General features: G+C 73.2%; 20 protein-coding genes, 1 tRNA gene and 1 other RNA gene. 9 read left to right on the forward strand and 13 right to left on the reverse strand.

Annotated features, from left to right (window positions below):
• The first annotated feature begins 50 nt into the window (after window positions 1-50).
• Complete coding sequence (locus tag AC1Q5D_RS04270; protein WP_481737329.1) at window positions 51-1,052, forward strand: D-2-hydroxyacid dehydrogenase; 1,002 nt, start codon at window positions 51-53, stop codon at window positions 1,050-1,052.
• Window positions 1,053-1,098: 46 nt separating this feature from the next.
• Here the strand turns inward: AC1Q5D_RS04270 and AC1Q5D_RS04275 are convergent, their stop codons facing one another.
• Both AC1Q5D_RS04275 and AC1Q5D_RS04280 read right to left on the reverse strand, forming a co-directional pair.
• The gene (locus AC1Q5D_RS04275) at window positions 1,099-1,824 is read right to left on the reverse strand and encodes a class I SAM-dependent methyltransferase (protein ID WP_481737330.1); all 726 of its coding nucleotides are present in this window, start codon (window positions 1,822-1,824) and stop codon (window positions 1,099-1,101) included.
• Complete coding sequence (locus tag AC1Q5D_RS04280) at window positions 1,821-2,798, reverse strand: NAD(P)/FAD-dependent oxidoreductase (protein ID WP_481737331.1); 978 nt, start codon at window positions 2,796-2,798, stop codon at window positions 1,821-1,823. Before AC1Q5D_RS04280 ends, AC1Q5D_RS04275 begins: the two co-directional genes overlap by 4 nt.
• Before the next feature lie 77 nt (window positions 2,799-2,875).
• Here AC1Q5D_RS04280 and AC1Q5D_RS04285 point away from each other — a divergent pair, with 77 nt between their 5' ends.
• Window positions 2,876-3,463 (forward strand): helix-turn-helix domain-containing protein, encoded by a 588-nt coding sequence (locus AC1Q5D_RS04285; RefSeq protein WP_481737332.1) that lies wholly within the window; start codon window positions 2,876-2,878, stop codon window positions 3,461-3,463.
• A gap of 53 nt (window positions 3,464-3,516) precedes the next feature.
• Here AC1Q5D_RS04285 and AC1Q5D_RS04290 read toward each other — a convergent pair whose 3' ends face one another.
• The 5 genes from AC1Q5D_RS04290 to ehuB form a co-directional block, all read right to left on the reverse strand.
• Complete coding sequence (locus AC1Q5D_RS04290; RefSeq protein ID WP_481737333.1) at window positions 3,517-4,803, reverse strand: aspartate kinase; 1,287 nt, start codon at window positions 4,801-4,803, stop codon at window positions 3,517-3,519.
• A 219-nt stretch (window positions 4,804-5,022) separates the two neighbouring features.
• Window positions 5,023-5,799: an ectoine/hydroxyectoine ABC transporter ATP-binding protein EhuA gene (gene ehuA, locus AC1Q5D_RS04295; RefSeq protein ID WP_481737535.1), complete on the reverse strand. Its 777-nt coding sequence runs from the start codon at window positions 5,797-5,799 to the stop codon at window positions 5,023-5,025.
• Window positions 5,800-5,869: 70 nt separating this feature from the next.
• On the reverse strand, window positions 5,870-6,544 hold the full coding sequence (gene ehuD, locus AC1Q5D_RS04300) for an ectoine/hydroxyectoine ABC transporter permease subunit EhuD (RefSeq protein ID WP_481737334.1): 675 nt from the start codon (window positions 6,542-6,544) through the stop codon (window positions 5,870-5,872).
• On the reverse strand, window positions 6,541-7,269 hold the full coding sequence (ehuC, locus tag AC1Q5D_RS04305) for an ectoine/hydroxyectoine ABC transporter permease subunit EhuC (RefSeq protein WP_481737335.1): 729 nt from the start codon (window positions 7,267-7,269) through the stop codon (window positions 6,541-6,543). Before ehuC ends, ehuD begins: the two co-directional genes overlap by 4 nt.
• Before the next feature lie 72 nt (window positions 7,270-7,341).
• Window positions 7,342-8,271: an ectoine/hydroxyectoine ABC transporter substrate-binding protein EhuB gene (gene ehuB, locus AC1Q5D_RS04310; RefSeq protein WP_481737336.1), complete on the reverse strand. Its 930-nt coding sequence runs from the start codon at window positions 8,269-8,271 to the stop codon at window positions 7,342-7,344.
• Between the two features lie 318 nt (window positions 8,272-8,589).
• On the opposite strand from ehuB, the gene AC1Q5D_RS04315 reads away from it, so the two are divergent.
• Window positions 8,590-9,357 (forward strand): GntR family transcriptional regulator, encoded by a 768-nt coding sequence (locus AC1Q5D_RS04315; RefSeq protein WP_481737337.1) that lies wholly within the window; start codon window positions 8,590-8,592, stop codon window positions 9,355-9,357.
• Window positions 9,358-9,385: 28 nt separating this feature from the next.
• Here AC1Q5D_RS04315 and recR read toward each other — a convergent pair whose 3' ends face one another.
• The 4 genes from recR to ffs all read right to left on the reverse strand — a co-directional run bounded on the left by recR (window position 9,386) and on the right by ffs (window position 14,373).
• A complete protein-coding gene (gene recR / locus AC1Q5D_RS04320; protein WP_481737338.1) occupies window positions 9,386-9,985 on the reverse strand; it encodes a recombination mediator RecR in 600 nt (199 codons plus the stop codon).
• A 39-nt stretch (window positions 9,986-10,024) separates the two neighbouring features.
• Window positions 10,025-13,288, reverse strand: a complete 3,264-nt coding sequence (locus tag AC1Q5D_RS04325; protein ID WP_481737339.1) for a DNA polymerase III subunit gamma and tau — start codon at window positions 13,286-13,288, stop codon at window positions 10,025-10,027.
• Window positions 13,285-14,217, reverse strand: coding sequence for a tRNA glutamyl-Q(34) synthetase GluQRS (gluQRS, locus tag AC1Q5D_RS04330; RefSeq protein WP_481737340.1), 933 nt, complete (start codon window positions 14,215-14,217; stop codon window positions 13,285-13,287). Before gluQRS ends, AC1Q5D_RS04325 begins: the two co-directional genes overlap by 4 nt.
• Before the next feature lie 59 nt (window positions 14,218-14,276).
• Window positions 14,277-14,373: signal recognition particle sRNA small type (ffs, locus tag AC1Q5D_RS04335), an RNA gene on the reverse strand.
• A gap of 99 nt (window positions 14,374-14,472) precedes the next feature.
• On the opposite strand from ffs, the gene AC1Q5D_RS04340 reads away from it, so the two are divergent.
• The 4 genes from AC1Q5D_RS04340 to AC1Q5D_RS04355 all read left to right on the forward strand — a co-directional run bounded on the left by AC1Q5D_RS04340 (window position 14,473) and on the right by AC1Q5D_RS04355 (window position 18,266).
• Window positions 14,473-14,561 (forward strand) — tRNA-Ser (locus AC1Q5D_RS04340).
• 259 nt (window positions 14,562-14,820) lie between these two features.
• The gene (locus AC1Q5D_RS04345) at window positions 14,821-15,462 is read left to right on the forward strand and encodes a hypothetical protein (protein WP_481737341.1); all 642 of its coding nucleotides are present in this window, start codon (window positions 14,821-14,823) and stop codon (window positions 15,460-15,462) included.
• Window positions 15,455-16,879: a multicopper oxidase domain-containing protein gene (locus AC1Q5D_RS04350; RefSeq protein WP_481737342.1), complete on the forward strand. Its 1,425-nt coding sequence runs from the start codon at window positions 15,455-15,457 to the stop codon at window positions 16,877-16,879. The genes AC1Q5D_RS04345 and AC1Q5D_RS04350 overlap by 8 nt, the downstream gene beginning before the upstream one ends.
• 10 nt (window positions 16,880-16,889) lie before the next feature.
• Window positions 16,890-18,266 carry a multicopper oxidase domain-containing protein gene (locus tag AC1Q5D_RS04355; RefSeq protein WP_481737343.1) on the forward strand — a complete coding sequence of 459 codons (1,377 nt, stop codon included), beginning with the start codon at window positions 16,890-16,892 and terminating at the stop codon, window positions 18,264-18,266.
• A 112-nt stretch (window positions 18,267-18,378) separates the two neighbouring features.
• Here AC1Q5D_RS04355 and AC1Q5D_RS04360 read toward each other — a convergent pair whose 3' ends face one another.
• Window positions 18,379-19,404, reverse strand: a complete 1,026-nt coding sequence (locus AC1Q5D_RS04360; protein WP_481737344.1) for an isopenicillin N synthase family dioxygenase — start codon at window positions 19,402-19,404, stop codon at window positions 18,379-18,381.
• 168 nt (window positions 19,405-19,572) lie between these two features.
• Here AC1Q5D_RS04360 and AC1Q5D_RS04365 point away from each other — a divergent pair, with 168 nt between their 5' ends.
• Together AC1Q5D_RS04365 and AC1Q5D_RS04370 are read left to right on the forward strand one after the other, a co-directional pair.
• Complete coding sequence (locus AC1Q5D_RS04365) at window positions 19,573-19,872, forward strand: type II toxin-antitoxin system VapB family antitoxin (protein WP_481737345.1); 300 nt, start codon at window positions 19,573-19,575, stop codon at window positions 19,870-19,872.
• Between the two features lies 1 nt (window position 19,873).
• Entirely contained in the window at window positions 19,874-20,593 is a 720-nt protein-coding gene (locus AC1Q5D_RS04370) for a LytR C-terminal domain-containing protein (protein WP_481737346.1), read from the forward strand.
• On the opposite strand, the gene AC1Q5D_RS04375 is transcribed toward AC1Q5D_RS04370, so the two are convergent.
• Window positions 20,571-21,818 carry a benzoate/H(+) symporter BenE family transporter gene (locus AC1Q5D_RS04375; protein WP_481737347.1) on the reverse strand — a complete coding sequence of 416 codons (1,248 nt, stop codon included), beginning with the start codon at window positions 21,816-21,818 and terminating at the stop codon, window positions 20,571-20,573. The genes AC1Q5D_RS04370 and AC1Q5D_RS04375 overlap by 23 nt on opposite strands.
• Between the last annotated feature and the right edge of the window lie 216 nt (window positions 21,819-22,034).

Genomic DNA, 22,034 nt, shown 5'->3' on the forward strand with positions numbered 1-22,034 from the left:
TCACATCGGAGGATTGTCAACAATCCATCAATTGCCGTACCGTGGGAGGCGTGACCTACACCGCATCCTCCCGCCCCCGGCTGGCCCTGCTGACCGCCGACGGCGTGCCCGAACCGCACAACCTCGACGCGATCCGCGAGCGCGCGGACGTCGTGACCGCCACCGCCGAAACGCTCCCGGACGCGCTCGCCGACGCGGACGCCCTGTTCCTCTGGGACTTCTTCAGTTCCGCGCTGCGCGACGCCTGGCCGGCCGCCGACTCGCTGCGGTGGGTCCACGTCGCCGCGGCCGGCGTCGACGCGATGCTCTTCGACGGGCTGCGCGAGTCCGACGTCGTGCTCACCAACGCGCACGGCACGTTCGACCAGCCGATCGCCGAGTTCGTCCTGGCTTCCGTCCTGGCCCACGACAAGCTCCTGCACCAGAGCAAGCGGCTGCAGGCCGAGGGGACGTGGCGGCACCGCGAGCCCACCCGCACCGCGGGGGCGCGGGCGCTCGTCGTCGGCACCGGCGGGATCGGCCGCGCCACGGCCCGGCTGCTGCGGGCCGTCGGGATGGACGTCGCCGGCGCCGGCCGGACGGCGCGGGACGCGGACCCTGACTTCGGGACCGTGGTGGCCAGCGCCGACCTCGCCGACCACGTGGGCGACGTCGACCACCTCGTGCTCGTCGCGCCCCTGACCGAGGCCACCCGCGGCCTGCTCGACTCCCGCGTCCTGGCCGCCCTGAAGCCCACGGCCCACGTGGTCAACGTCGGCCGCGGGCAGCTCGTCGACGAGGACGCGCTGCTCGACGCGCTCCGCAACGGGCCCGACGGCGGGGGCATCGCCGCGGCGTCCCTGGACGTGTTCGCCACCGAGCCGCTGCCGGCGGACCACCCGTTCTGGACGCTGGACAACGTCCACATCTCCGCGCACATGTCCGGCGACGTGCGCGGCTGGCGGGACGCGCTGGCGGACCAGTTCCTGGCCAACCTCGACGCCTACATCGCGGGCCGGCCGCTGGTGAACACGGTCGACAAGGACCGCGGCTACGTCTCCACCTCCCGGTAGGGCCCGCGGCGCCGGCCAGGCCCCCGCGGCCGGAGGCGGGCGGGGCTCAGGGCCGCCGGCGCGCCACGAGGACCGCGTCCGGTCCCGCCGGGTGGCCGCCGCCGTGACCGTGCTCCTCCCCGGCGGCGCCGTGCGCCCCCATGCGGTGCCCTGCGCCGTGCCCGGGGCCGCCGTCGGCGTCGCCCGCGCCGTCGTCCCCCGGACCGGCGTGGCCGTGGCCGTGTCGGCCCGGCAGCGTCTCCGCCCGGAGGACCTCCCAGCGCCGGGCGTCGAGCCACGACGCGAGCTCGTCGGCCACCAGGTGCGTCTCCACAGGGGCGGCGCCCGGCTGGTCCGTGGGGGCGTGGCCGACGAAGAGGAGCGTCCCGCCCGGCGCGACGGCCGAGGCCAGCCGGGCGACGAGGTCCCGCGGCGGCTCCGGCGTGTGGACGTAGTGGGACGTGACCAGATCGAAGCCCCCGGCCGGGGCCTTCCACGCCATCAGGTCGCCCTGGACCCAATCAACGCGCCCGTCCGTCTCCGGGCCGAGCTCCCGGGACCGGGCACGCGCCCGCTCGATGGCGGTTCCCGAGAAGTCGACGGCGGTGACCCGCCAGCCGCGGGCCGCCAGCCACAGCGAGTCGGCGCCCTCGCCGCAGCCCGCGTCGAGGGCCCGCCCCGGGGACAGGTCCGCGGCGGCCTCGAGCAGGTGCGCATTGGCGCGGCGGCCGCCGCCGCCGGTGCCCGTCCGGTACAGCTCCTCCCAGTGGCGGCCGTCGAACACGTCGCTCATCCGGCCACCCCGGCGCCGCGGCCGGCCCGGAGCCGTTCCACGGCGCGGGCGGTCTCCTCCTCGATGAGGTCCGCGTTGATCTGCGCGGCCGCGAACGTGCCCGCGGCCGCCGCCGTGACGACCTGCGCCGTGGGGTCGGTGACGTTCCCGGCCGCCCAGACGCCCGGCACGTCGGTGCGCCCGGTGCCGTCGACCGCCACGAACGTCCCCATGCCGGACGCGTGCTCGCGGGCCTCCAGGCCGAGGTCGGACAGGAAGCCGGCCCGCGCCAGCATGCGCGGGGCGACGACGAGCGCGTCGCGCGCCACCACGGTCCCGTCCTCGAGGCGGACCCCGGTGACGGCCCCGGCCTCCGCCAGCAGCGTCTCGACGCGGCCGGGGACCACCCGGATGCCCCGCGCCTCCAGCCGTTCCGCCTCCTCGGCCTCGGGGACGGGGAGGGTGTGCGCGAAGTAGACGACGTCGTCGCTCCACTGCCGCAGCAGCTGGGCCTGGTGCGGGGACATGGGGCTGGAGGCGAGGATCCCGATGGCGCGGTCGCGGACCTCCCAGCCGTGGCAGTAGGGGCAGTGCAGGACGCCGCCGCCCCAGTGCTCGCGCACGCCGGGCACGTCGGGCAGCTCGTCGAGCAGGCCGGTGGCGACCAGCAGGCGCCGGGCCCGGAGGACGCCGCCGCCGGCCAGGCGGACGGCGAATCCGCCGTCGTCGGCGCGCGTGGCCGTGGCGACCTCGTCCTCCAGCAGGCGTCCGCCGTAGCCGAGCACCTCCTCCCGGCCCCGCCGCAGCAGCTCGGCCGGCGGGATGCCGGCGTGCCCCAGGAAGGCGTGCACCCCCTCCGCGGGCGCGTTGCGCGGGGCGCCGCCGTCGACCACCGCCACGGAGCGGCGCGCCCGCGCCAGGGTCAGCGCCCCGGACAGCCCGGCCGCGCCGCCGCCGATCACGACGACCTCGTAGTGTTCTTCGTTTTCCATCATGTGGACACCTCCACGACGAGCATGCCGCCGGGTCGGCGCACTGGCAACCCTTATTGCCAATCTGGCAACATGGGGGCATGGACGAGGCGATGGACCAGACCCTGGGGGCCGTCGGACCGCGGCTGCGGTCCCTGCGGCAGGGCAGCGACACGACGCTCGCGGCGCTGTCCGAGGCGACGGGGATCTCGGTGAGTACGCTGTCGCGGCTCGAGTCCGGGGCCCGGCGACCCACGCTGGAGCTCCTGCTGCCGCTCGCCCGCGCGCACGGGGTCACCCTCGACGAGCTGGTGGACGCGCCGCGCACCGGGGACCCGCGGATCCACCTGGAGCCGGTCCGGCGCCACGGGATGACACTGCTGGCACTCACGCGGCGGCCGGGCGGGATCCAGGCGTACAAGATCCTCATCGAACCCGGTGCGACCGGCCGGGAGCCGGACCAGAAGTGCCACGAGGGCTACGAGTGGCTGTACGTGCTCAACGGCCGGCTGCGGCTGGTGCTCGGCGACCGGGACCTGGTCCTCAGGCCGGGCGAGGCCGCGGAGTTCGACACGCGCACGCCGCACTGGTTCGGGGCGGCCGACGAGCGGTCCGTGGAGTTCCTCAGCCTGATCGGCCGGCAGGGGGAGCGCGCCCACCTGCGCGTCGCGCCCCGCCGGAGTCCTTAAGCGCCGCGGGCCGCCGGCACCAGCGGTGCGGGCGGCCCGGAGGGCGGCGGGGCCTAGCGGCCGGTGCCGCCGTAGACGGTGGCCTCGACCTCGGCGTCCAGCTCGAACGCCGCGTGCACGGCGCGCACCGCGTCGTCCAGCTGGTCGGCGTGGGTGACGACGGAGATGCGGATCTCGGAGGTGGAGATCATGTCGACGTTCACGCCGGCGTCGGACAGGGCGCGGAAGAACGTGAAGGAGACGCCCGGGTTGGAGCGCATGCCCGCACCCACGAGGGAGAGCTTGCCGACGTGCTCGTTGTACTCGATGGACTCGAAGCCGATCTGGGACTGCGCGCCGTTGAGCGCGTCGACGACGGCCTTGGAGTCGGTCATGGAGATCGTGAACGAGATGTCGGTCTTGCCGGAGCCGGCCGTCGAGACGTTCTGCACGATCATGTCGATGTTGGCGTTCGCCTCGGCGAGCACGCCGAAGATGCCGGTGGCCTTACCGGGCACGTCGGGCACGCCGACGACGGTCACCTTGGCCTCGGAGCGGTCGTGGGCGACGCCGGAGATGATGGGCTGTTCCAAGGGTTCTCCCTCTTGAATCTTGATCTGGTCGTCGGGGTTGGGCAGCACCCAGGTTCCCTCGTGGGTGCTGAACGAGGAGCGCACGTGCAGGGGGACGCCGAAGCGGCGCGCGTACTCGACGCAGCGCAGGTGCAGGATCTTCGCGCCGGAGGCGGCGAGCTCGAGCATCTCCTCGCTGGAGATCTTGTCGATCTTCTGGGCGGAGGGCACGACGCGCGGATCGGAGGTGTAGATGCCGTCGACGTCGGTGTAGATCTCGCACGCGTCGGCGCCGAGCGCCGCGGCGAGGGCGACGGCGGTCGTGTCGGACCCGCCGCGGCCCATGGTGGTGATGTTGTTGGACTCGCGGCTCATGCCCTGGAAGCCGGCGACGATCGAGATGAAGCCCCGGTCGAGGGCCCGGCGGACCCGCTGCGGGGACACGTCGATGATGCGGGCCTTGCCGTGGACCGCGTCGGTGATCATGCCGGCCTGGCTTCCGGTGAAGGACACGGCCTTCTCGCCGAGGCCGTCGATCGTCATGGCCAGCAGCGCCATGGAGATGCGCTCGCCCGCGGACAGGAGCATGTCCATTTCGCGGGCCGGCGGGTTGTCGGTGAGCTGGCCGGCGAGGTCGAGCAGGTCGTCCGTGGTGTCGCCCATGGCGGACACCACCGCCACGACGTCGTGCCCCGCCGCCTTCGTGTCGATAATCCGGCGGGCCACCCGCTTGATGCCTTCGGCATCCGAGACGGACGAACCGCCGAATTTCTGGACAATCAGGCTCATTGCGTACGCACACTCCACGGGTTGGGGACGGTGGACTCCGGTGAGTTTCGGCCCGGTGCGGGGCCGTCCGGGGGCGCCGCCCGGGGCGGGCGCCCGACAATCCAGTGTAGCGAGACGGCCCGCGCAACCCCAGCGCGTGACGGGCCCCGGTCGCGCGCAGGGGGTGCGGGCCGTCCGGCCCGCACCCCCTGGCGGAGCGCTCCGCGCTGTCTTCCGGGCCTAGTGGGTCCCGATTTGCCCCTCGCCGAGGATGGCGTGCAGGAAGTCCCGCGTGCGCTGGTGCTGCGGGTTGGAGAACATGACGTCGGGGGCCGCTTCCTCGACGATCTTGCCGCCGTCGAACATCAGCACCCGGTTGGAGACGTCGCGGGCGAACTGCATCTCGTGGGTCACGATCAGCATCGTGATGTTCGTCGTCTCCGCGATGTTCCGCAGGATCCCGAGGACCTCGCCGACGATCTCGGGGTCGAGCGCGCTGGTGACCTCGTCGAGGAGCAGGATCTCCGGGTCCATCGCCAGGGCGCGGGCGATCGCGACGCGCTGCTGTTGCCCGCCCGACAGCGACGACGGGTGGGCGTCGGCCTTGTCCGCCAGGCCCACCTTCTGCAGGAGGTCGCGGGCGCGCCGCTTGGCCTCGTCCTTCGACTGCCCCAGCACGTGTACGGGCGCCTCGATGATGTTCTCCAGCACCGTCATGTTCGGGAACAGGTTGAACTGCTGGAAGACCATGCCGATCTTGGTGCGGATGCGCTTCTGCTGCTTCTTGCTCAGCTCCACGCGGCGGCCGTCGCGCTCCTCGTGCGTCAGCGGCTCGCCGTCGATGAAGATGTAGCCGTCCGTCGCCGCCTCCAGCGTCATGACCAGGCGCAGGATGGTGGTCTTGCCGGAGCCGGAGGGGCCGATCAGGGTGACGCGGTCGCCCTTCTCCACGGAGAAGTTCAGGTCCTTGAGGACCACGTTGTCGCCGAAGCGCTTCTCGACGTCCCGGAAGTCGATGACGGGTGCGCCGGGGCGCCGGTCCGCGTCGGCGGAGCGGTCGGCGCCCGGGACCGTGCCGGACGGGGTCTCAGGTGTTGTAGGCAAGGCGCTTTTCCAATCGTGAGATGAGCAGCGAGGTCGGGTAGCTGGCCAGCAGGAAGATCACCGCGACCAGCGTCAGCGGCTCGACGTAGCGGAAGATGTTGCCGCCGTGGATGAGCCCGGCGTTGACCATCTCGACCACACCGATGGCCAGCAGGAACGGGGTGTCCTTGAACATCGACACGGCGTAGTTCCCCAGCGCCGGGACGGTGGCCCGCAGGGCCTGCGGGATGATGACGGCGCTCCACGTCCGCCGGGTGGACATGCTCAGGGCCGTGGTCGCCTCCCACTGGCCCTTCGGCACGGAGTCGATGCCGGCGCGGTACACCTCGGACATGTACGTCGAGTAGTGGATGCCGAACACGGCGATGCCGATCGTGAGGGCGTCGAGTCCGAGGAACGTGTAGTAGGCGAACAGCAGCTGCACGACGATCGGGGTCATGCGGATGAAGTTCGCGACCCACCGGACCGCCGTCGCCACCGGCCGCGGGGCGAGGCGCAGGACCATGGCGATCACGAGTCCCAGGACCGCGGCGATCAGCGTGCTGACGACCGTGACCAGCAGGGTGACCTTGAGGAACGCCTCGAGGACGATCGGCAGGGACCCCCAGGCGGTCTCCCAGTTCCAGTCGATGGCGGCGGGGGCGAGGATCGGGTTCATGCGGCGCCTCCGGCCTTCGTGGCCGCCACGGGGGCGGGGCTGAGGATCTCGCGCAGCGAGCGGCCCTGCCCGAGCCGGTGTTTGGCGTGGGTCTCCAGGGCGTTCATCACCAGGGTCAGGGCCAGGGCGATGAGGAAGTAGCTGACGAGGCCGACGACGGCGTAGGCGAACGTCGTCGACGTGATCCGGCGCATCTGGTCCAGATGGAACGTCAAGTCCGCGATCGTGATGAAGCTGACGATGGCGGTGCCCTTCATGAGGTGGATGAGCAGGTTCGACAGCGACGGGATCATCAGCGCCCAGGCCTGCGGGAAGATGATGCGGTACATCCGCTTCACCGGTCCGAGGCTCAGCGCGGTCGTGGCCTCCCACTGGCCCCGGGGCACGGAGTTGATGGAGCCGCGGACGACCTCCGCCCCGTAGGCGCCGTAGTTCAGGCCCAGGGCGAGGACCCCGACCACGAGGGGGTGGAGTTCGACCCCGAGCTGCGGCAGCACGAAGAACAGCCAGAACAGCTGGACCACGAGCGAGGTGCCGCGGAAGAACTCGATGACGACCCGGGCCGGGCCGCGGGCCCACAGGCTGGCGGATCCGGCCGCGAGGCCGAGTGTGACGGCGATGGCGAAGGCCAGCAGCCCGCCGAGGATCGTGAGTTCAATCGTGACCCACAACCCGTTGAGCAGTCGCGGTGCCGCCTCCGCGAGTGCCTCGAGGTTTCGCTCCACAGTGGTTGCGCTCCTTGCCGTGTTCCGGACGGGACCCTCCCCCGGCGGCGGGGCCGCCGGGGGAGGAGGGGGCTACTGCAGTTCCTCCAGGTTGCCCTCGCACAGCTGCTCGGTCGTCAGGTCCTCGGGCGGCAGGTTTTCGGCGGTGAAGCCGAACTCGCCGACCACATCGAGGTAGGACTGCTCGCTCTCGGTGACCTTGGCGAGGCCCTCGTTGTAGGCCTCGCGCAGCTCGTCGTCCTCCGGGTGGAAGACGGTCGAGCCGGCGCCGACCTGGCGCAGGCCGTCGATCTCCTGCTCGAAGGCGTCGGTGACCTCGACGCCGGCGTCCGGGTTCTGGTCCGCCATGTAGTTCAGCGAGATGGCCGTCATGGCGAACGCGTCGGCGCGCCCGTTGGCGACCGCGTCCATGCCGGTCTGGGCGTCGGGGACCGACTGGACGTCGTTGAGGCCGAGCTTCTGGGCGTAGCCGGCCTCGATGCCGCCGGCCAGGACGGCCAGCTTCACGTCGTCCTTCTTCGCCACGACGGAGTCCAGATCGGTCAGGTTCTTCGGGTTGCCCTCCTGGACCATCAGGGCGGTGGTGTACATGATCTCGGGATCGGCGAAGTCGGCCTGCTCGCAACGCTCCGGAAGGATGGACATGCCCGCGCTGACCGCGTCGAAGCGGCCGGCGTTCAGGCCCGGGATCAGCGAGTTCCAGTCGACGAGGACGGTCTCGACGTTCTCGATGCCCATCTCGCCGAAGATCTTCTCGGCGAGGGCGATCGTCGCGCCGGTGGGCTCGCCGTTCTCCTCGTACGAGTACGGGGCCTCGCCGGCGATGGCGACGGTGATGGTGCCGGAGTCCTTCAGCGCCTGGAGCTTGCCCTCGCCGGCGGGCGCGGCGGCGCCGCCGTCCTGCTCGGTCGTGGTCGAGCCGCCGCAGGCAGTGAGTGCGAGCGCGGCGGAGGCGAACAGTGCGCCAGCGGCCAGAAGCGGCCGGCGGGTACGGGTAGTCATCGGTTCCCTCTCTTCGTGGGCCTCGTCGGAGGCGCCGCGGGCGCTGCCCGCGCCACGTCCCCGGTGGGTGATGTCCATCACGCTACCCATCTGCGGCCCTCTTGACAATCGGAGGGTCTGCGCGTCTGATTGTCAACAAGTATCGCGGCCAGAGGGCTGGGGAACCGCGGAATTCCGCGGATCCGGACGCCGCGGCACGGCGGTCGGGGAGGCCATTCGGCGACCCGGAGGCGCGTTACGATTCAGTGACGATCCCCGAGGCGTGGGGGACCGGCGTTCGGGGGCTCGGCACGCCGCAGCAGAAACGGAGTAGGAGCGATGCAGCCGTCCCCGAGCACGGGCGCGCCGGCCATGCCGCGGGTCCAGCGGTCCTCGACCGTTGACCTGATCACCGCCGCGTTGCGCGACGCCGTGTACACCGGCGTCATGCTTCCGGGATCCGCACTGCGCGAGATCGAGACGGCGCGGCAGCTCGGCGTCAGCCGCGGGCCCTTCCGGGAGGCCGCGCAGCGCCTCGTCCAGGAGGGCCTGTTGGACGCGGTCCCGGGACAGGGGCTCGTCGTCGCCGCGGTCGGTCCGGAGGACGTCCCGGGGCTCTACGAGGCCCGCCTCGCCATCGAGTCCGCCGCGATCCGCACCCTCGCGGCGTTCGCCACCGACGTGCGCCGGGCGCGCCTCGCCCCGGTCCAGGCGGTGCTCTGCCGGTTGGGGGAGCTTGCCGGCGACGGCCGGGCCGAGGCGACGGCGCTGGAGATCGGGGGCGCCGACCTGGACCTCCACTTCGAGTCCGTGCGGGCGGCCGGCAACGAACGGCTGACCCGGATGATGTCCACGCTCGTGATCGAGACCCGGTTGGCCAGCCTCGGCGCGTCCGGCGGGTACGAGGTCCGCACCGACATCCACGAGCCCCACCGCCGGCGGCTGGACCTGCTGCTGGCCGGCGACGGCGAGGCCGCCGTCGCGCTGCTGCGCGACCACTTCGAGGAGGCGGTCGCCCGCCTCACCGGGCGCGGGCCGGCGGAGGCGCGGACCGCGCGGCTCGATGTCGCGGCGGTGCACCAGAGGCTGGGTCCGATCGGCGCCTGACTGGAGCGGCAGCGGGCCCCGCCGCGGCTCAGCCGATGGCGCTGCGCCGGCCCTCGAAGGCGCGGCCGAGGGTGACCTCGTCGGCGTACTCGAGGTCCCCGCCGACGGGGAGCCCCGAGGCGAGCCTCGTGACGGCGATCCCGATGGTCTTGAGCGTGCGCGCGAGGTACGTCGCCGTCGCCTCCCCCTCGAGGTTGGGGTCGGTGGCGATGATGACCTCCTGGATGCGGTCGTCGTGCAGCCGGTTCAGCAGCTCGCGGATGTGCAGCTGCTCGGGGCCGACGCCGGCGATCGGGTTGATGGAGCCGCCGAGCACGTGGTACCTGCCGCGGAACGAGCGCGTCCGCTCGATCGCCATGACGTCCTTCGACTCCTCGACGACGCACAGCACGGCGTCGTCGCGCCGCTCGTCGCGGCAGATCGCACACGTCTCCTGCTCGGAGACATTGAAGCAGACGGAGCAGAAGCGCACCTTCTCCTTCACGGCACGGATCGCATCGGCGAGCCTGACCATGTCCTCCCGGTCCGCCTCCAGGATGTGGAAGGCGATCCGCTGGGCGGACTTCGGCCCGATGCCCGGCAGCCTGCCGAACTCGTCGATCAGGTCCTGGACTGCGCCTTCGTACACGAAACCTCACATGCTCGGGATGGAATGGGCGCCGGCCGGCTAGCTGACGGGCGAACCGTCGTGGTTGCGCTCCTCGATGAGGCGCCCGTTGAGGATGCGCTCGACCGCGGCGCGGCCCACGACCGTCGAGTCCTCGATCGCGATGTCGTCGTCGCTCGGGATGTCCTCGACAGCCGAGTCTACGGCGTTTGCGGGTGCGCGGTGCTGGGTGGCCGTGGGCGCGCCCGGGGTAGGGGCCAGGGGCGCGGCCCGGTCCGGCCCCTGGGACTGGTTGATGAGCTGCTGGTAGCGGCTCATTGTCCGGCCGGTGGCCGGGCGGCGCGGTGGCTCGGGCGCGGGCGAGGGGGCCGGGGCACCGCCGGGCAGGGCGGTGCCGGCCCACGACGGGATCGGGGGCGCCCCCGCCGGGCCGCCGGTCGTCGGCTGGGGCGCCGCCGGGGCGTCCGGGGACCAGACGCGGGCGCGGGCGTCGCCGTAGGCGGCACCCGCCGGCGGCGGCGCGGCCGGGGCGCCGGCCGGCGAGGGTGCCGACGCGGCCGACGGCGACGGCGGAGCCTGCGCGGGAGCGGCCGGCGCCGAGCCGGAAGTCCGCGGGGCCGGCGCGGCAGGGCGCCGCGATGCGCCAGGGCTCTGCGCGGCCACTGGCGCCGGGGCCTGTGGTGCGGAGGCCTGGGGCGGTGCCCATCCCGCTGGTTCGTCCGGGAACGGGGGTTCGTCCTCGGGTGGAGGCTCGTCGGCGTACGGGATGCCGTCCGCGTCGTACGACGGGCCGGCGGGGGCCGGCCGGGCCTGGCGCTGCGGCGCCGGAGCCGGGTCGGTCGGACCGGAAGAGGGCGGGGTGGGGCGCGCCTCCGGCGCCGGAGCGGGGGCAGCGGGCGGCGTGGGGGGCGCGGAGCCGCGCGGCGGTCGGGCCGCCGGGGCCGGTGCTGTGGGTGCGGGGGCGGCCGGGGCTTGCGCTCCGGGTGCCGGGGCGGTCGGGGCCGGTGCTGCGGGTGCCGGCGCGGCTGGACCGGCCCCGGGATGGGGCGCAGGCGCGGACGACGCGCCGGGCTCGGGCTGCCGCGGCGGCGCTACCGCGGAAGCGCTCGCGGAGGATGCGGGGCGTTGCTCGGCGGCCGCCGGCGTGGGCCGGCGGTCAGCTTTTGGGCCGGAACCACCCGCGGGTGCGGACCCTCCCGCCGTCACGACCACCTCGCACTGGACCCCCAGCACGTGGTGGATGCACTGCTGGAGCAGGGCGATGTTCTCCTGCTTGCTCGAGAAGCTCGTCAGCGCGCCGGCGTTCGAGAACGACACCGTCAGGCTGCGGCCGTCGAAGCCGGTTACCGACGCGTTCGGCTGCACCGTCATCCAGAGGAACTTCTTGCGTTCGCGCAGCGCCTCCAGGATCTCGGGCCAGGCACGCCGGAACATCTCGACCGATCCGGCGCCGCCGGATCCGGCCGCGGGAGCCGGGGCCTCGTGCGGCCGCCCGCCCTGTGGCGGTCCCTGCGGCCCTGGTGCCGGGCCGCCGTCGGGCTGGCCGGCCCCGGCGGTGCCGCCGGCACGGGGGGCCTCCCCCTGCGGCGGCTGCTGGCGGGACGGGGTGGATGCGGCGGGCCGCTGCTCCTCGGGTGCGGTCGCCGGTCCCTGGGCTTCCGGCGCGGGTGCCGTTCGGGCCTCGGGGCGCGAGGGCTCCGCGGGAGGGGCGGCCCACGTGCCGCCCCAGTCCGCCGCCGATCCGGGGGAGTCCTGATCGCTCGCGGGCCCCTGCCCGTCCGCAGGCGCGGGGACGGTCTCGGCAGGCGCGGGGGCGGCTTCGGCAGGCGCGGGGGTGCCGGGCGTCCCGGCGGGCGCGGAGGCGTCCCGGGGGGCAGCCGGCGCCGGCTGGGCCGGTGCGGATGGGGCGCCGGCTTCGGCGGCCGGCAGCTCGGGCCCGGCCGGGTTGCGGGGCGCGGCGGGTGCGTCGGCGCCGGGGCGCGACTGGCGCGCGGCCCGCAGCGCCTCGCGGACCTGGGCGGCGCCCTGCCCGCCTCCGCCGAACGGATCCCCGGATCCGGGCTCCGGGTGCCGCTCGGGAGCCTCGCCGGCGGACGGCCGCGCGCCGGAAACCGGCGCGCCGCCGTCGTCCCCCGCGGGAGCCGGCGCGGTCTCGCCGCCGCCGTAGGCAAGCCGCCGCTCCACGCGGTCGATCCGGGCGCCGAGCCCGCGTTCCGTCGCGTCGGAGGTGGGCAGCAGGAGCCGGGCGCAGAGCAGCTCGAGGTGCAGCCGCGGGCTCGTCGCGCCGGTCATTTCGGTCAGGGCCTGGTTGGTCACGTCGGCGGCCCGGCTGAGCTCGACCTGGCCCAGCAGCGAGGACTGCTGGCGCATCCGGTTCAGCTGGTCCTCCGGCAGCCCGCGGATCACCTGGGCGGCGCTGTCCGGCATCGCCTTGACGATGATCAGGTCGCGGAAGCGCTCGAGCAGGTCCTCCACGAACCGCCGCGGGTCCAGGCCGGTCTGGATGACCCGGTCCACGGCGGAGAAGACGGTGGCGGCGTCCTGGGCCGCGAGCGCGTCGACGACGTCGTCCAGCAGCGACGCGTGCGTGTACCCGAGGAGGGCCACGGCCAGCTCGTAGTCGATCCCCTCGGCGCCGGCGCCGGCGATCAGCTGGTCCAGGACGGAGAGCGTGTCCCGCACCGACCCGCCGCCGGCGCGGATCACGAGCGAGAGCACGCCGGGGGCGACGCGCACGCCCTCCTCGGCGCAGAGCCGCTCGAGCAGGGCCAGTAGCGGCTCCGGCGGAACCAGTCGGAACGGGTAGTGGTGCGTGCGGGAGCGGATGGTGCCGATGACCTTGTCCGGCTCCGTCGTCGCGAAGATGAACTTGATGTGCTCCGGCGGCTCCTCGACGATCTTCAGGAGCGCGTTGAAGCCGGCCGAGGTGACCATGTGGGCCTCGTCGATGATGAAGACCTTGAAGCGGTCCCGCACGGGGGCGAACGTGGCCCGCTCGCGCAGGTCGCGCGCGTCGTCGACGCCGCCGTGCGAGGCCGCGTCGATCTCGATGACGTCCAGGGAGCCGGGGCCGCCGGTGGCCAGCTCGACGCAGCTTTCGCAGCGCCCGCACGGCGTTGCGGTCGGCCCCTCGGCGCAGTTGAGGCAACGGGCGAGGATCCGGGCGCTGGTCGTCTTGCCGCAGCCCCGCGGACCGGAGAAGAGGTAGGCGTGGCTGACCCGGTTCTTGGACAGGGCGCTCATCAGGGGGGTGGTGACATGCTCCTGCCCGATCACGTCCGAGAAGGTGTCCGGACGGTAGCGACGGTAGAGGGCTGTACTCACCCCTGCACCCTATCTTTTCCGCCGTCGGCCCCGCATCCCGGAACCGGCCCTGTGGAGGGGTCGTAGACCCACGGATCCCGCGGCAGCCGGGCCGGGTCGAAGGCGGCCAGGGCGGCGGCGAGGGAGGCGTCCGGCAGCCCGAGCGTGCGCAGCAGCGCCGCCCGGACGGCGCCGGCGCCGACGCCGTCGGCGGCGAGGTCCGCGAGCGTCACGGCGCCGTCGCGCTTGGCGAGCCGCCGCCCGTCCCGGTTGAGGACCAGGGGCACGTGCGCGTACCGCGGGACCGAGTGGCCGAGCAGCGTGGCCAGGTAGGCCTGGCGCGGCGCCGAGGGCAGGAGGTCGTCCCCGCGGACCACCTGGTCGACGCCCTGCAGGCCGTCGTCGACGACGACGGCGAGGTTGTAGGCGGGCACCCCGTCGTTGCGGACGACGACGAAGTCGTCGACCGCGCCCGTGTACTCGCCGTGCAGCTCGTCGGCCACCGTGTAGCGGTCGACGGCGGCGCGCAGGCGCAGGGCCGCGGGGCGGTCGGCGCGGCGCTCCGCGCGCTCGGTCTCCGTCAGGTCGCGGCACGTTCCCGGATAGGCGCCGGGGGCGGCGTGCGGGGCCGACGGCGCCTCCGCGATGTCGCGGCGCGTGCAGTAGCACTCGTAGAGCTGGCCCGCCGAGCGCAGGGCATCGAGGGCGGCGGCGTACCCGGCGCGCCGGTCGGTCTGGCGCTCGGCGGCCCCGTCCCAGTCCAGGCCGACGGCGGCGAGGTCGCGCAGCTGCGCCTCCTCGGCGCCGGCGCGGGCCCGGTCCAGGTCCTCGACGCGCAGCAGGAAGGCGCGCCCGGTGGAGCGGGCGAACAGCCAGGCGAGGATCGCGGTGCGCAGGTTGCCCAGGTGCAGGTCCCCCGAGGGGCTGGGGGCGTAGCGGCCGGCCGGCATGGGGTGCTCCTCCCGGGGGTCGGGGCGTGGCGGTGGGCAGCCGGATCGTGTCCGGGAAAAGTAAAGACCCCCCATGCACCTGCCAGAGCCCATCTACCCTTGCTACCTTCCGGTCCTGGGGGAGTTCGACGGGATGACACCACACGGGGGGCCGGCAAACAGTCTACCCGATCCTGGGAGACGGGGCGTTCCAGAGCCCCGATTGGGATAATCCGCGGCGATCCGTTAGGCTGGATCGTGCTCTTCGAGCGCCAAGGAGGATTCGCCTAGCGGCCTATGGCGCACGCCTGGAACGCGTGTTGGGTTAACAGCCCTCGGGGGTTCAAATCCCCCATCCTCCGCCACTGTGGAAGCCCCGGTCCCTGGACCGGGGCTTCCGGCTTTAACAGTCCCTTCACCGGTGGCTGCCCCCGGCCTTGCCTGCTCCGGCCGCCGACTTGACTAGCTGTTTTCACAACGTCTGGATATACCCCTTTACAGGGGGGTGTGTCCTACCTCATACTGGCGGTGGCTGGGGAGCCGGGGGGATTATCCGCACGCTGTTGGGGAACGGCGCTGGGGAGGCCCTTCCGATGAATGGGGCATCGGAAAGGATTTATCCACATGCACGCGACGATGGGGGGTCGCGTCCTGCTCGAGGACGCCCTCGAACCACCACCGGATGTACCACCGCGGCGCGTGGTTTCGCGCCGCACCTTCGGCCTCGCGGCCGGGGCCTCCGCGCTGCTGGGCGCCGGGGCCGTCGTTCTGGGGGCCAGCCTCGCCGGGGCCACGCCGGCCGGGGCGACCACCATCCATACCGGCTTCGGAACGGCCACCGTCTGGTCGGCCCAACGCCAGTCCCGGCTGTCCGGGGCGCCCGGGGCGGACAGCGGCCACGCCGGGCATGCGGTGGCCGGAAGCCGCTCGCCGCAGCCATTGAACATGACCTTCGGCGACCACGTCCTGGTCGAGCTGCGCCTGACGAACGAAACGGACACCGACCTGCCGTTCTCCGCAGGGCAGTTGCGGCTGCGCGCCAACACCATGCCGTGGCCGTTCGTGAACCGCTGGAACGACTTCCGCTCGGGCCTGTTGGCGGCCGGCGGGACGCTGGCCGTCCACGCCAGCTTCCTGGTGCCCTCCGACGCGACCGGCTTCGCCGCCGAGCTCGACGACCTGACCGATCCCGGCGCGGACGCGCTGGGCCTGCCGCTGCCGCCGGTCCACTGGCGGCCCGGACACCTGGAGGGCAGCCATGCCTGACGACCAGACACAGCACGCCGCCCGGACCGTGGCGGCGTCCCCCGGGATCGCCCGCGCCGACGCGCTGCGCCTCGGCGCGGTGGCCGGGGCGGGGCTCCTCGGTGCCCTGGGTGGGCAGCAGGCCGTCGCCCCGGCCGCCACGGCCGCGGGAGCGGCGGCCCCGGCGTTCCTGCTGGCCGCCTCGGCTGTCACGAAGGCCGAACCGCTGCCGGGGGTCCTGGACCTGTACGTCAACGAGGGCTACACGAAGATGGTCGACGACTCGCTGGAGTACTGCCGCGGCTTCGGGGACCACCCGACCCAGCGGACCTCGGAGTCGCCGGCCCTGACCATCTCGCCGCGGGTCTTCACCGAGGACGGGCGCCTGGTCGAATCGAGGACCTACCCGCTGGGGGCGGAGGCGCCGGCCGAGGGCACCCCGCTGCCGGCCGCGGCCGACCCGGCCAACCCGGGGCAGTACCTGGTCCGGCGCAGCCACTGGGCGAGCTACTTCCCGCGGCGGACCATCATCGCGGAGCGCGGCGCCACCGTCCGGCTGCGCGTCTTCAACGGCCTCACCGGCACGCACGAGCTGCGCGTCGCGGGGGCAGGCGAGGGCGGGGCCGACGTGACGACCGGACCGATCCCGTCCGGCGGCAGCGGGGAGCTCGCCTTCGACGCGCCGTACCCGGGCACGTACATCTACTACGACCCGACGAACGCGCCCGTCGAGCGAGCGCTCGGCCTGTTCGGCGTCCTCGTCGTGCACGACGCGGACGACGCGTGGCGCGTCTCGCCGGACCAGGCGGCCTTCGAGCGCGAGTGGCTGTGGATCACGCACGTCGTCTGCTCCAACTGGGCGTCGATCGCCGCCGGGGGCGGGACCGTCGACCCGGCGGCCACGCCGGCCGTGCCGCGGTTCTTCCTGCTCAACGACCGCAGCGGCTACGAGTCGCTGGGCCACTGCCTCGACGGCGGCACGAACCGGGCGACCCGGGAGGAGACGCTCGTGTCCGGCTACCCGCGCCAGGTCGACGTGACGCAGTTCGGGGAGGACATCGAGGCCGGGACCATCCGCTCGGGCCAGCTCGTCCGCCTCGTGAATCCGGGCCTCGTGACGCACCAGATCCACTTCCACGGGAACCACCTCTGGACGCTCCGGCGCAACAACAAGGAGTGGGATCGCGAATACGGCTATGTGGACGAGGACGGGAAGGTCTGCATGCAGCAGTGGGAGGACACGGTCAAGGTGCCGCCCATGGACCGCAAGGACTGCATCATCCCGGTCAAGCGCCCGCCCGACGCGACCGACAGCGTGTGGTTCTCGCGCACCGAGGACTGGTCGTATCCGATGCACTGTCACGCCGAGCCGTCCCAGACGGCGGCCGGCGGCCTGTACCCGGGTGGGCTCGTGGCCCACTGGACACTGAAGGCCTAGGGGGAGAGCCATGGCAACCACATGGAGCGCGGTGACGGCGCTGCTGGCCGGCCGCGGCCTGGAGAAGAAGGACCCGGCCACGCGCCGGGAGGCCCGCGACCAGCTCCGCCGGGAGTACGAGTCCAAGTGGCCGGCCCCGGAGCCCACGGAGTCGGCGGAGCCCACCGAGCCCGCGGAGCCGACCGGGTCCGCGGAGCCGACGCCGGAGCCCACGGAATCGGCGGAGCCCACCGAGACCGCGGAGCCGAGCCCGTCGCCGACCGAGGAACCGGACGAGGACGAGCACCTTTTCGAGTCGCAGGTGGATTTCGCGTCGAAGCAGACGAACGTGCTCGAGCCCGCGACCGACTACCTCGAGCCGGCCACCCAGGAGGTCTTCCTGGACCTCAGCGCCCGGGACATGCGCTTCCCGGACGGGCTCGACGTCGAGATGTGGGTGTTCCACTCCGAAGAGTCGGGGCGCGGCTTCCCGGGCCCGACCCTGCGGATGAAGGAGGGGGAGATCTTCCACGCGACCCTCAGCCCCAGCATGGGACCGCACACGATCCACTGGCACGGCCTCGAGCCGGACCCGCGGAACGACGGCGTCGGCCACACCTCGTTCGAGGTCGAGGGCAAGTACACGTACCAGTGGAAGCCCGAACTCGGCGAGGCGGGGGACCCCAACTGCGGCACGGCCGGGACGTACTTCTACCACTGCCACGTGAACACGCCGCTGCACGCGCAGATGGGCCTGCTCGGCCCGCTGATCGTGGATCCCGTGGAGCTGCCGGAGTTCCCGGTCGCGCCCGGGACGCGGCGGGCTTTCGCGGACGGGCCGGAGTACGACATCGCCACCGAGGCGATCATCATCCCGTTCTCGATCGACCGCCGCTGGCACACGCTGCACCACGCCGCCGGGCTCTCGGGGGAGGACGTCGGGTTGAACCGCTTCGAGCCGCAGCACTTCTACATCGCCGGCGGGCTCCTTGGCTCCCGGCGCTATGGGGACGAGGTGGTGTGGGCGCCAACCGAGCTGCCGATCAACCTGGACGGCGGAGGGAAGGCGCCGACGCTCTGGAGGCTGCTCGACGCGAACTACCTGCCGCTCAGGATGACGTTCTACGGACCGGACGGGGAGCCGGCACCGATCGCGGAGCTCATCGCCCACGACGGCCGGCCCTACCGCTGCACCTACGAGCCCGGGCAGCCCTCGCTTCCGACCTCCATGCATCCCGATATCGAAAACCACATCACGACGCACACCGTGTCCACCGGGGCGGCCGAACGGTACGACGTGCTGCTGCATCCGACGGTGCCCGGGGAGTACTCCCTGCGGGTGGACTGGCACCACTGGGTCACGGGGAACACGCTCGCCACGCGGACGCTGAAGCTCATCGCGGGCTGACGCGGGGTTCCCCCTTCCGGGGCGCAACGGCGGGAGGCAGCCCGCCCAGGCGCCCGGGCGGCCGGTCCGTGGAACGGACGGACCGGCCGCCACCACCGTGGGTGGCGTGCGCCTACTTGGACAGCTCGGGGTAGTGGATCCGCGCCGTCTCCGGGTGGGCACGCAGCCAGCCCTTGAGCACGTTCGCGCCGTAGGAGGAGAGCATCGGGTTCTGCGGGTCGTCGGAGACCCCGCGCGCCTGGGCGGCCAGCTCCGGCGGCAGCGGCACGGTATCGATGACGGAGTCCAGGCGCGGCGACCAGAAGAACGGCACGGAGTAGCGGTCGACGCCGGCCGGAGGGGCCGTCACGCGGTGGATGGTGGCCATCAGGTACCCGTTGGTGGCGACCTCGAGCATCTCGCCCAAGTTGACCACCAGCGCGCCCTCGATCGGCTCCACGGTGATCCACTCGTCCTGGCCGTACGGCTTGACCTCCAGTCCGCCGATCGCGTCCTGGAGGAGCAGCGTGACGAAGCCGTAGTCGGCATGCGACCCGACGCCCTGGTTCCCGGCCTCGGGGACCCCGCCCAGGCCGACGTAGTGCACCAGCTTGCCCATCCACGCCGGCGCGCCCTCGAACGGCTCGGCGAAGTAGTCCTCCTCCAGGCCCAGCGACACGGCGATCGCGGAAAGCAGCTCCGCGCCGATGCGCGACATCAGCTCCGCCCACTCCATCGCGACGCGCTCCAGCTGCGGGAAGGAGTCGGGCCACTGGTTCGGGCCCTGCAGGTTGAGGTAGGGGCGGTCCGCGGGGACCTCGGCCAGCGGCTCGCGCTCCGGGCCGTAGTCGATCTGCTCCCGGGAGTCCGCCCGGCCCTGGGTCTTCTCCGTGCCCAGGCGCGTGTACCCGCGGAACTGCGGCGACTTGCGGTTGTCGAGCGCCAGACGCTGGTCCAGCGGCAGCCGGAAGAACTCCGCGATGGTCTCCAGCAGCTCGGCCGGCTGGCCCTCCCGGGCGCCGTAGCCGGTGACCTGGAAGAAGCCGACGTGGTGCGTCGCGTCGCGCAGGGCGTCGATGAACGCCGGCGTGAACCGGCCGTCGGCGCCGCGCGCCGTGGACAGGTCCAGAACGGGGACTGAGGTGCGCACGGTAGTCATGGCCCCACGGTAGGACCGACACTCTACCGGAGGGTAGCGGTCTTTACGTGCTGTTCCGCCGTGTGTCTGTGTGTTGCGCACTCCTTGACATCGGCGGCATCCGCGTTACTCCGTGGGGAGGGGCCCGTTCCTGTGCCGGGACCCGGCCCGGTTCCCTAAGCTGGGGGCGTGATCTTCAAAGCCGTCGGCGACAGCCGTCCGTACCCCGACCACGGTTACGCCACCCCCCGCGACTGGGCCGGCGTCCCGCCCCGCCAGGTGCGCCTCGACGAGCTCGTCACGGTCAAGAGCACGCTCGACCTAGCGGCGCTGCTGTCCGAGGACTCGACATTCTTCGGGGACCTCTTCCCGCACGTCGTGGAGTGGCGCGGGACGCGCTACCTCGAGGACGGGCTGCACCGCGCCGTGCGGACGGCCCTGCACCACCGGTCCGTGATGCACGCGCGCGTGCTGGTGCTGGAGGACTGACGTGGCGGGCGGACCGGACCGGCAGGGGGACGACGGGCTGCGCGGACCAGAGGGCGCGGACTGGGACGATCCCCCCGCGGAGCGCGAATGGCACGGGCACCACATCGTCACGGAGGAGGACCTCGCGGCGACCTTCGTCGAGGACGGGGAGGCCGTGCGCCGCAGCCGCTTCTGGCGCCGGTTCCGGCACGGTCTCGTGCTCGCGCTCCTGGTGCTGCTGGTGCTGGCCGCGCTCGTCGGGGCGTGGCTGGTCTCGACGGGCCGGCTCGTCGTCCCGGGCTGGGGGCCGGCGGTCGAGTCGTCGGCGTCCCCGGGGGCAGGTTCCTCCGCGCCGGCCAGCGGCGCACCGGCGTGTCCCGCCGGCAACCAGCGCTACCTGGACCCCTCCCAGGTCACGGTGAACGTCTACAACGCCACGGGGCTCACCGGGCTGGCCGACCGCGCGGCCAGGGACCTCGAGCGGCGCGGTTTCCGCGTGGGGGAGATCGGCAACGCGACGCTGCGCACGCCCGGGATCGTGGGCGCCGTCGTCTCGGGCGAGGGCGGTCGGGCGCAGGCGCTGACGCTGCAGCGCCACATCCGGAACACCATGTACGTCGGGGACTCCGAGCGCACGACCGACGCCGTGGACCTCATCGTCGGCACCGGCTACCAGCGGTTGGTGCCCGCCGACAGCGTCGAGGAGTCCAGCGGCCGGCTCACCTGCGCCCTGCGGCAGTAGCGCGCCGCGGGGCCCGGCGGAAGCCCAACACGAGGTAGACGGCGGCACCGGCGGCGAAGCCCCACAACGGGGCGGCGATGCCGAACGGGGCCACGCCCGAGGCCGTGACCGCCAGGGTCGCGACCCCCGCCTCCAGGGCCGGCCCGCCGCCGGGGGCGGGCGCCAGGACGTCCGCGAACGCGCCCTGCAGCGCGCCGATGAGGGCCACGCCCGCGGCGGCCGCGACCAGCTGGTCGGGGACCGCGCCCAGCAACTGGACGATGTTCTGCCCCGCGATCCCGAAGAGGATGAAGAACACGCCGCAGGAGACGCCGGCGACGTAGCGCCGGGCATGGTCCTCGTGCGCCTCGCGCCCGCAGCAGATCCCCGCCGTGATCGCGGCGAGGTTGATGGCATGCGCCCCGAACGGGGCGAACGCCACGGACGCGGCGCCGGCCGCGCCCAACAGGAGCCGGTCGTTGGCTGCGTACCCGCTGGAGTGCATCATGGCCAGGCCGGGCCCGTTCTGTCCCGCCATGGTGACGATCACCAGCGGCACGGCGATCCCCATGATGGCCTGCAGGTCGAACGACGGGGCCGTGAACACGGGCGAGGTGAAGTCCAGGGTGAGGCGCGGCGCCGTCGTGCCGCCCGTCGCCACGGCCAGCAGCGTGCCCACGACGAGCGCGACCAGCACCGCGTAGCGGGGGACGAACCTGCGCCCCAGGAAGTAGGCCGCCACCAGGCCGCCGGCCGCGAGGGGCCGCTCGACGACGGCCCCGGCGACGTCGAGGACGAACGGGAGCAGCACGCCGGCCAGCACGCCGGCCATGATCGGCTTGGGCAGGGCGGCCATGAGCCGCCCGAACAGGCCGGTGGCGCCCAGGGCCACCGTGAGCACGCCGGCGACGATGTACGCGCCGATCGCGTCCGCGTAGGAGTAGTCGCCGAGGGCGGTGATCAGCAAGGCCGCGCCCGGCACGGACCAGGCGACGACGACCGGCTGGCGGGTCAGCAGGCTCATCGCCACGCAGACCACGCCGCTGCCCACGGAGATGGCCCACACCCAGGACGCCGTGTGGGCCGGGTCGAGGCCGGCCTGCTGTGCGGCCCCGAGGACCACCAGGAGCGGTCCGGCGTAGGAGATGGCCACGGCGACGAAGCCGGCGACGACGGCGGAGGCGGAGACGTGGCGCCAGGACGGGCGGGGCGGCATCGGGCGTGCCTCTGCCCGGGTGGCGGTCATGGGTGTCCTCCCGATCGAGTGGTCCGGGTCACGCTACCGATTCGGACTGGGAGCCGACAAATACTTTTTCAGGCCCGATTGAGAGGAATCTCCTCTGATTAGGGGGCCTAGGTCAGCCCTAGGTATTCGCCTAGTGTGACGCCTCGCACAAGCCTGCAGAGTAGTTCGCATGGCTTTTTCGCCGGACCCGGTCCCCCCGGTTTCCGGCGCGGCAGA

The organism is Arthrobacter paludis, from assembly GCF_056782315.1.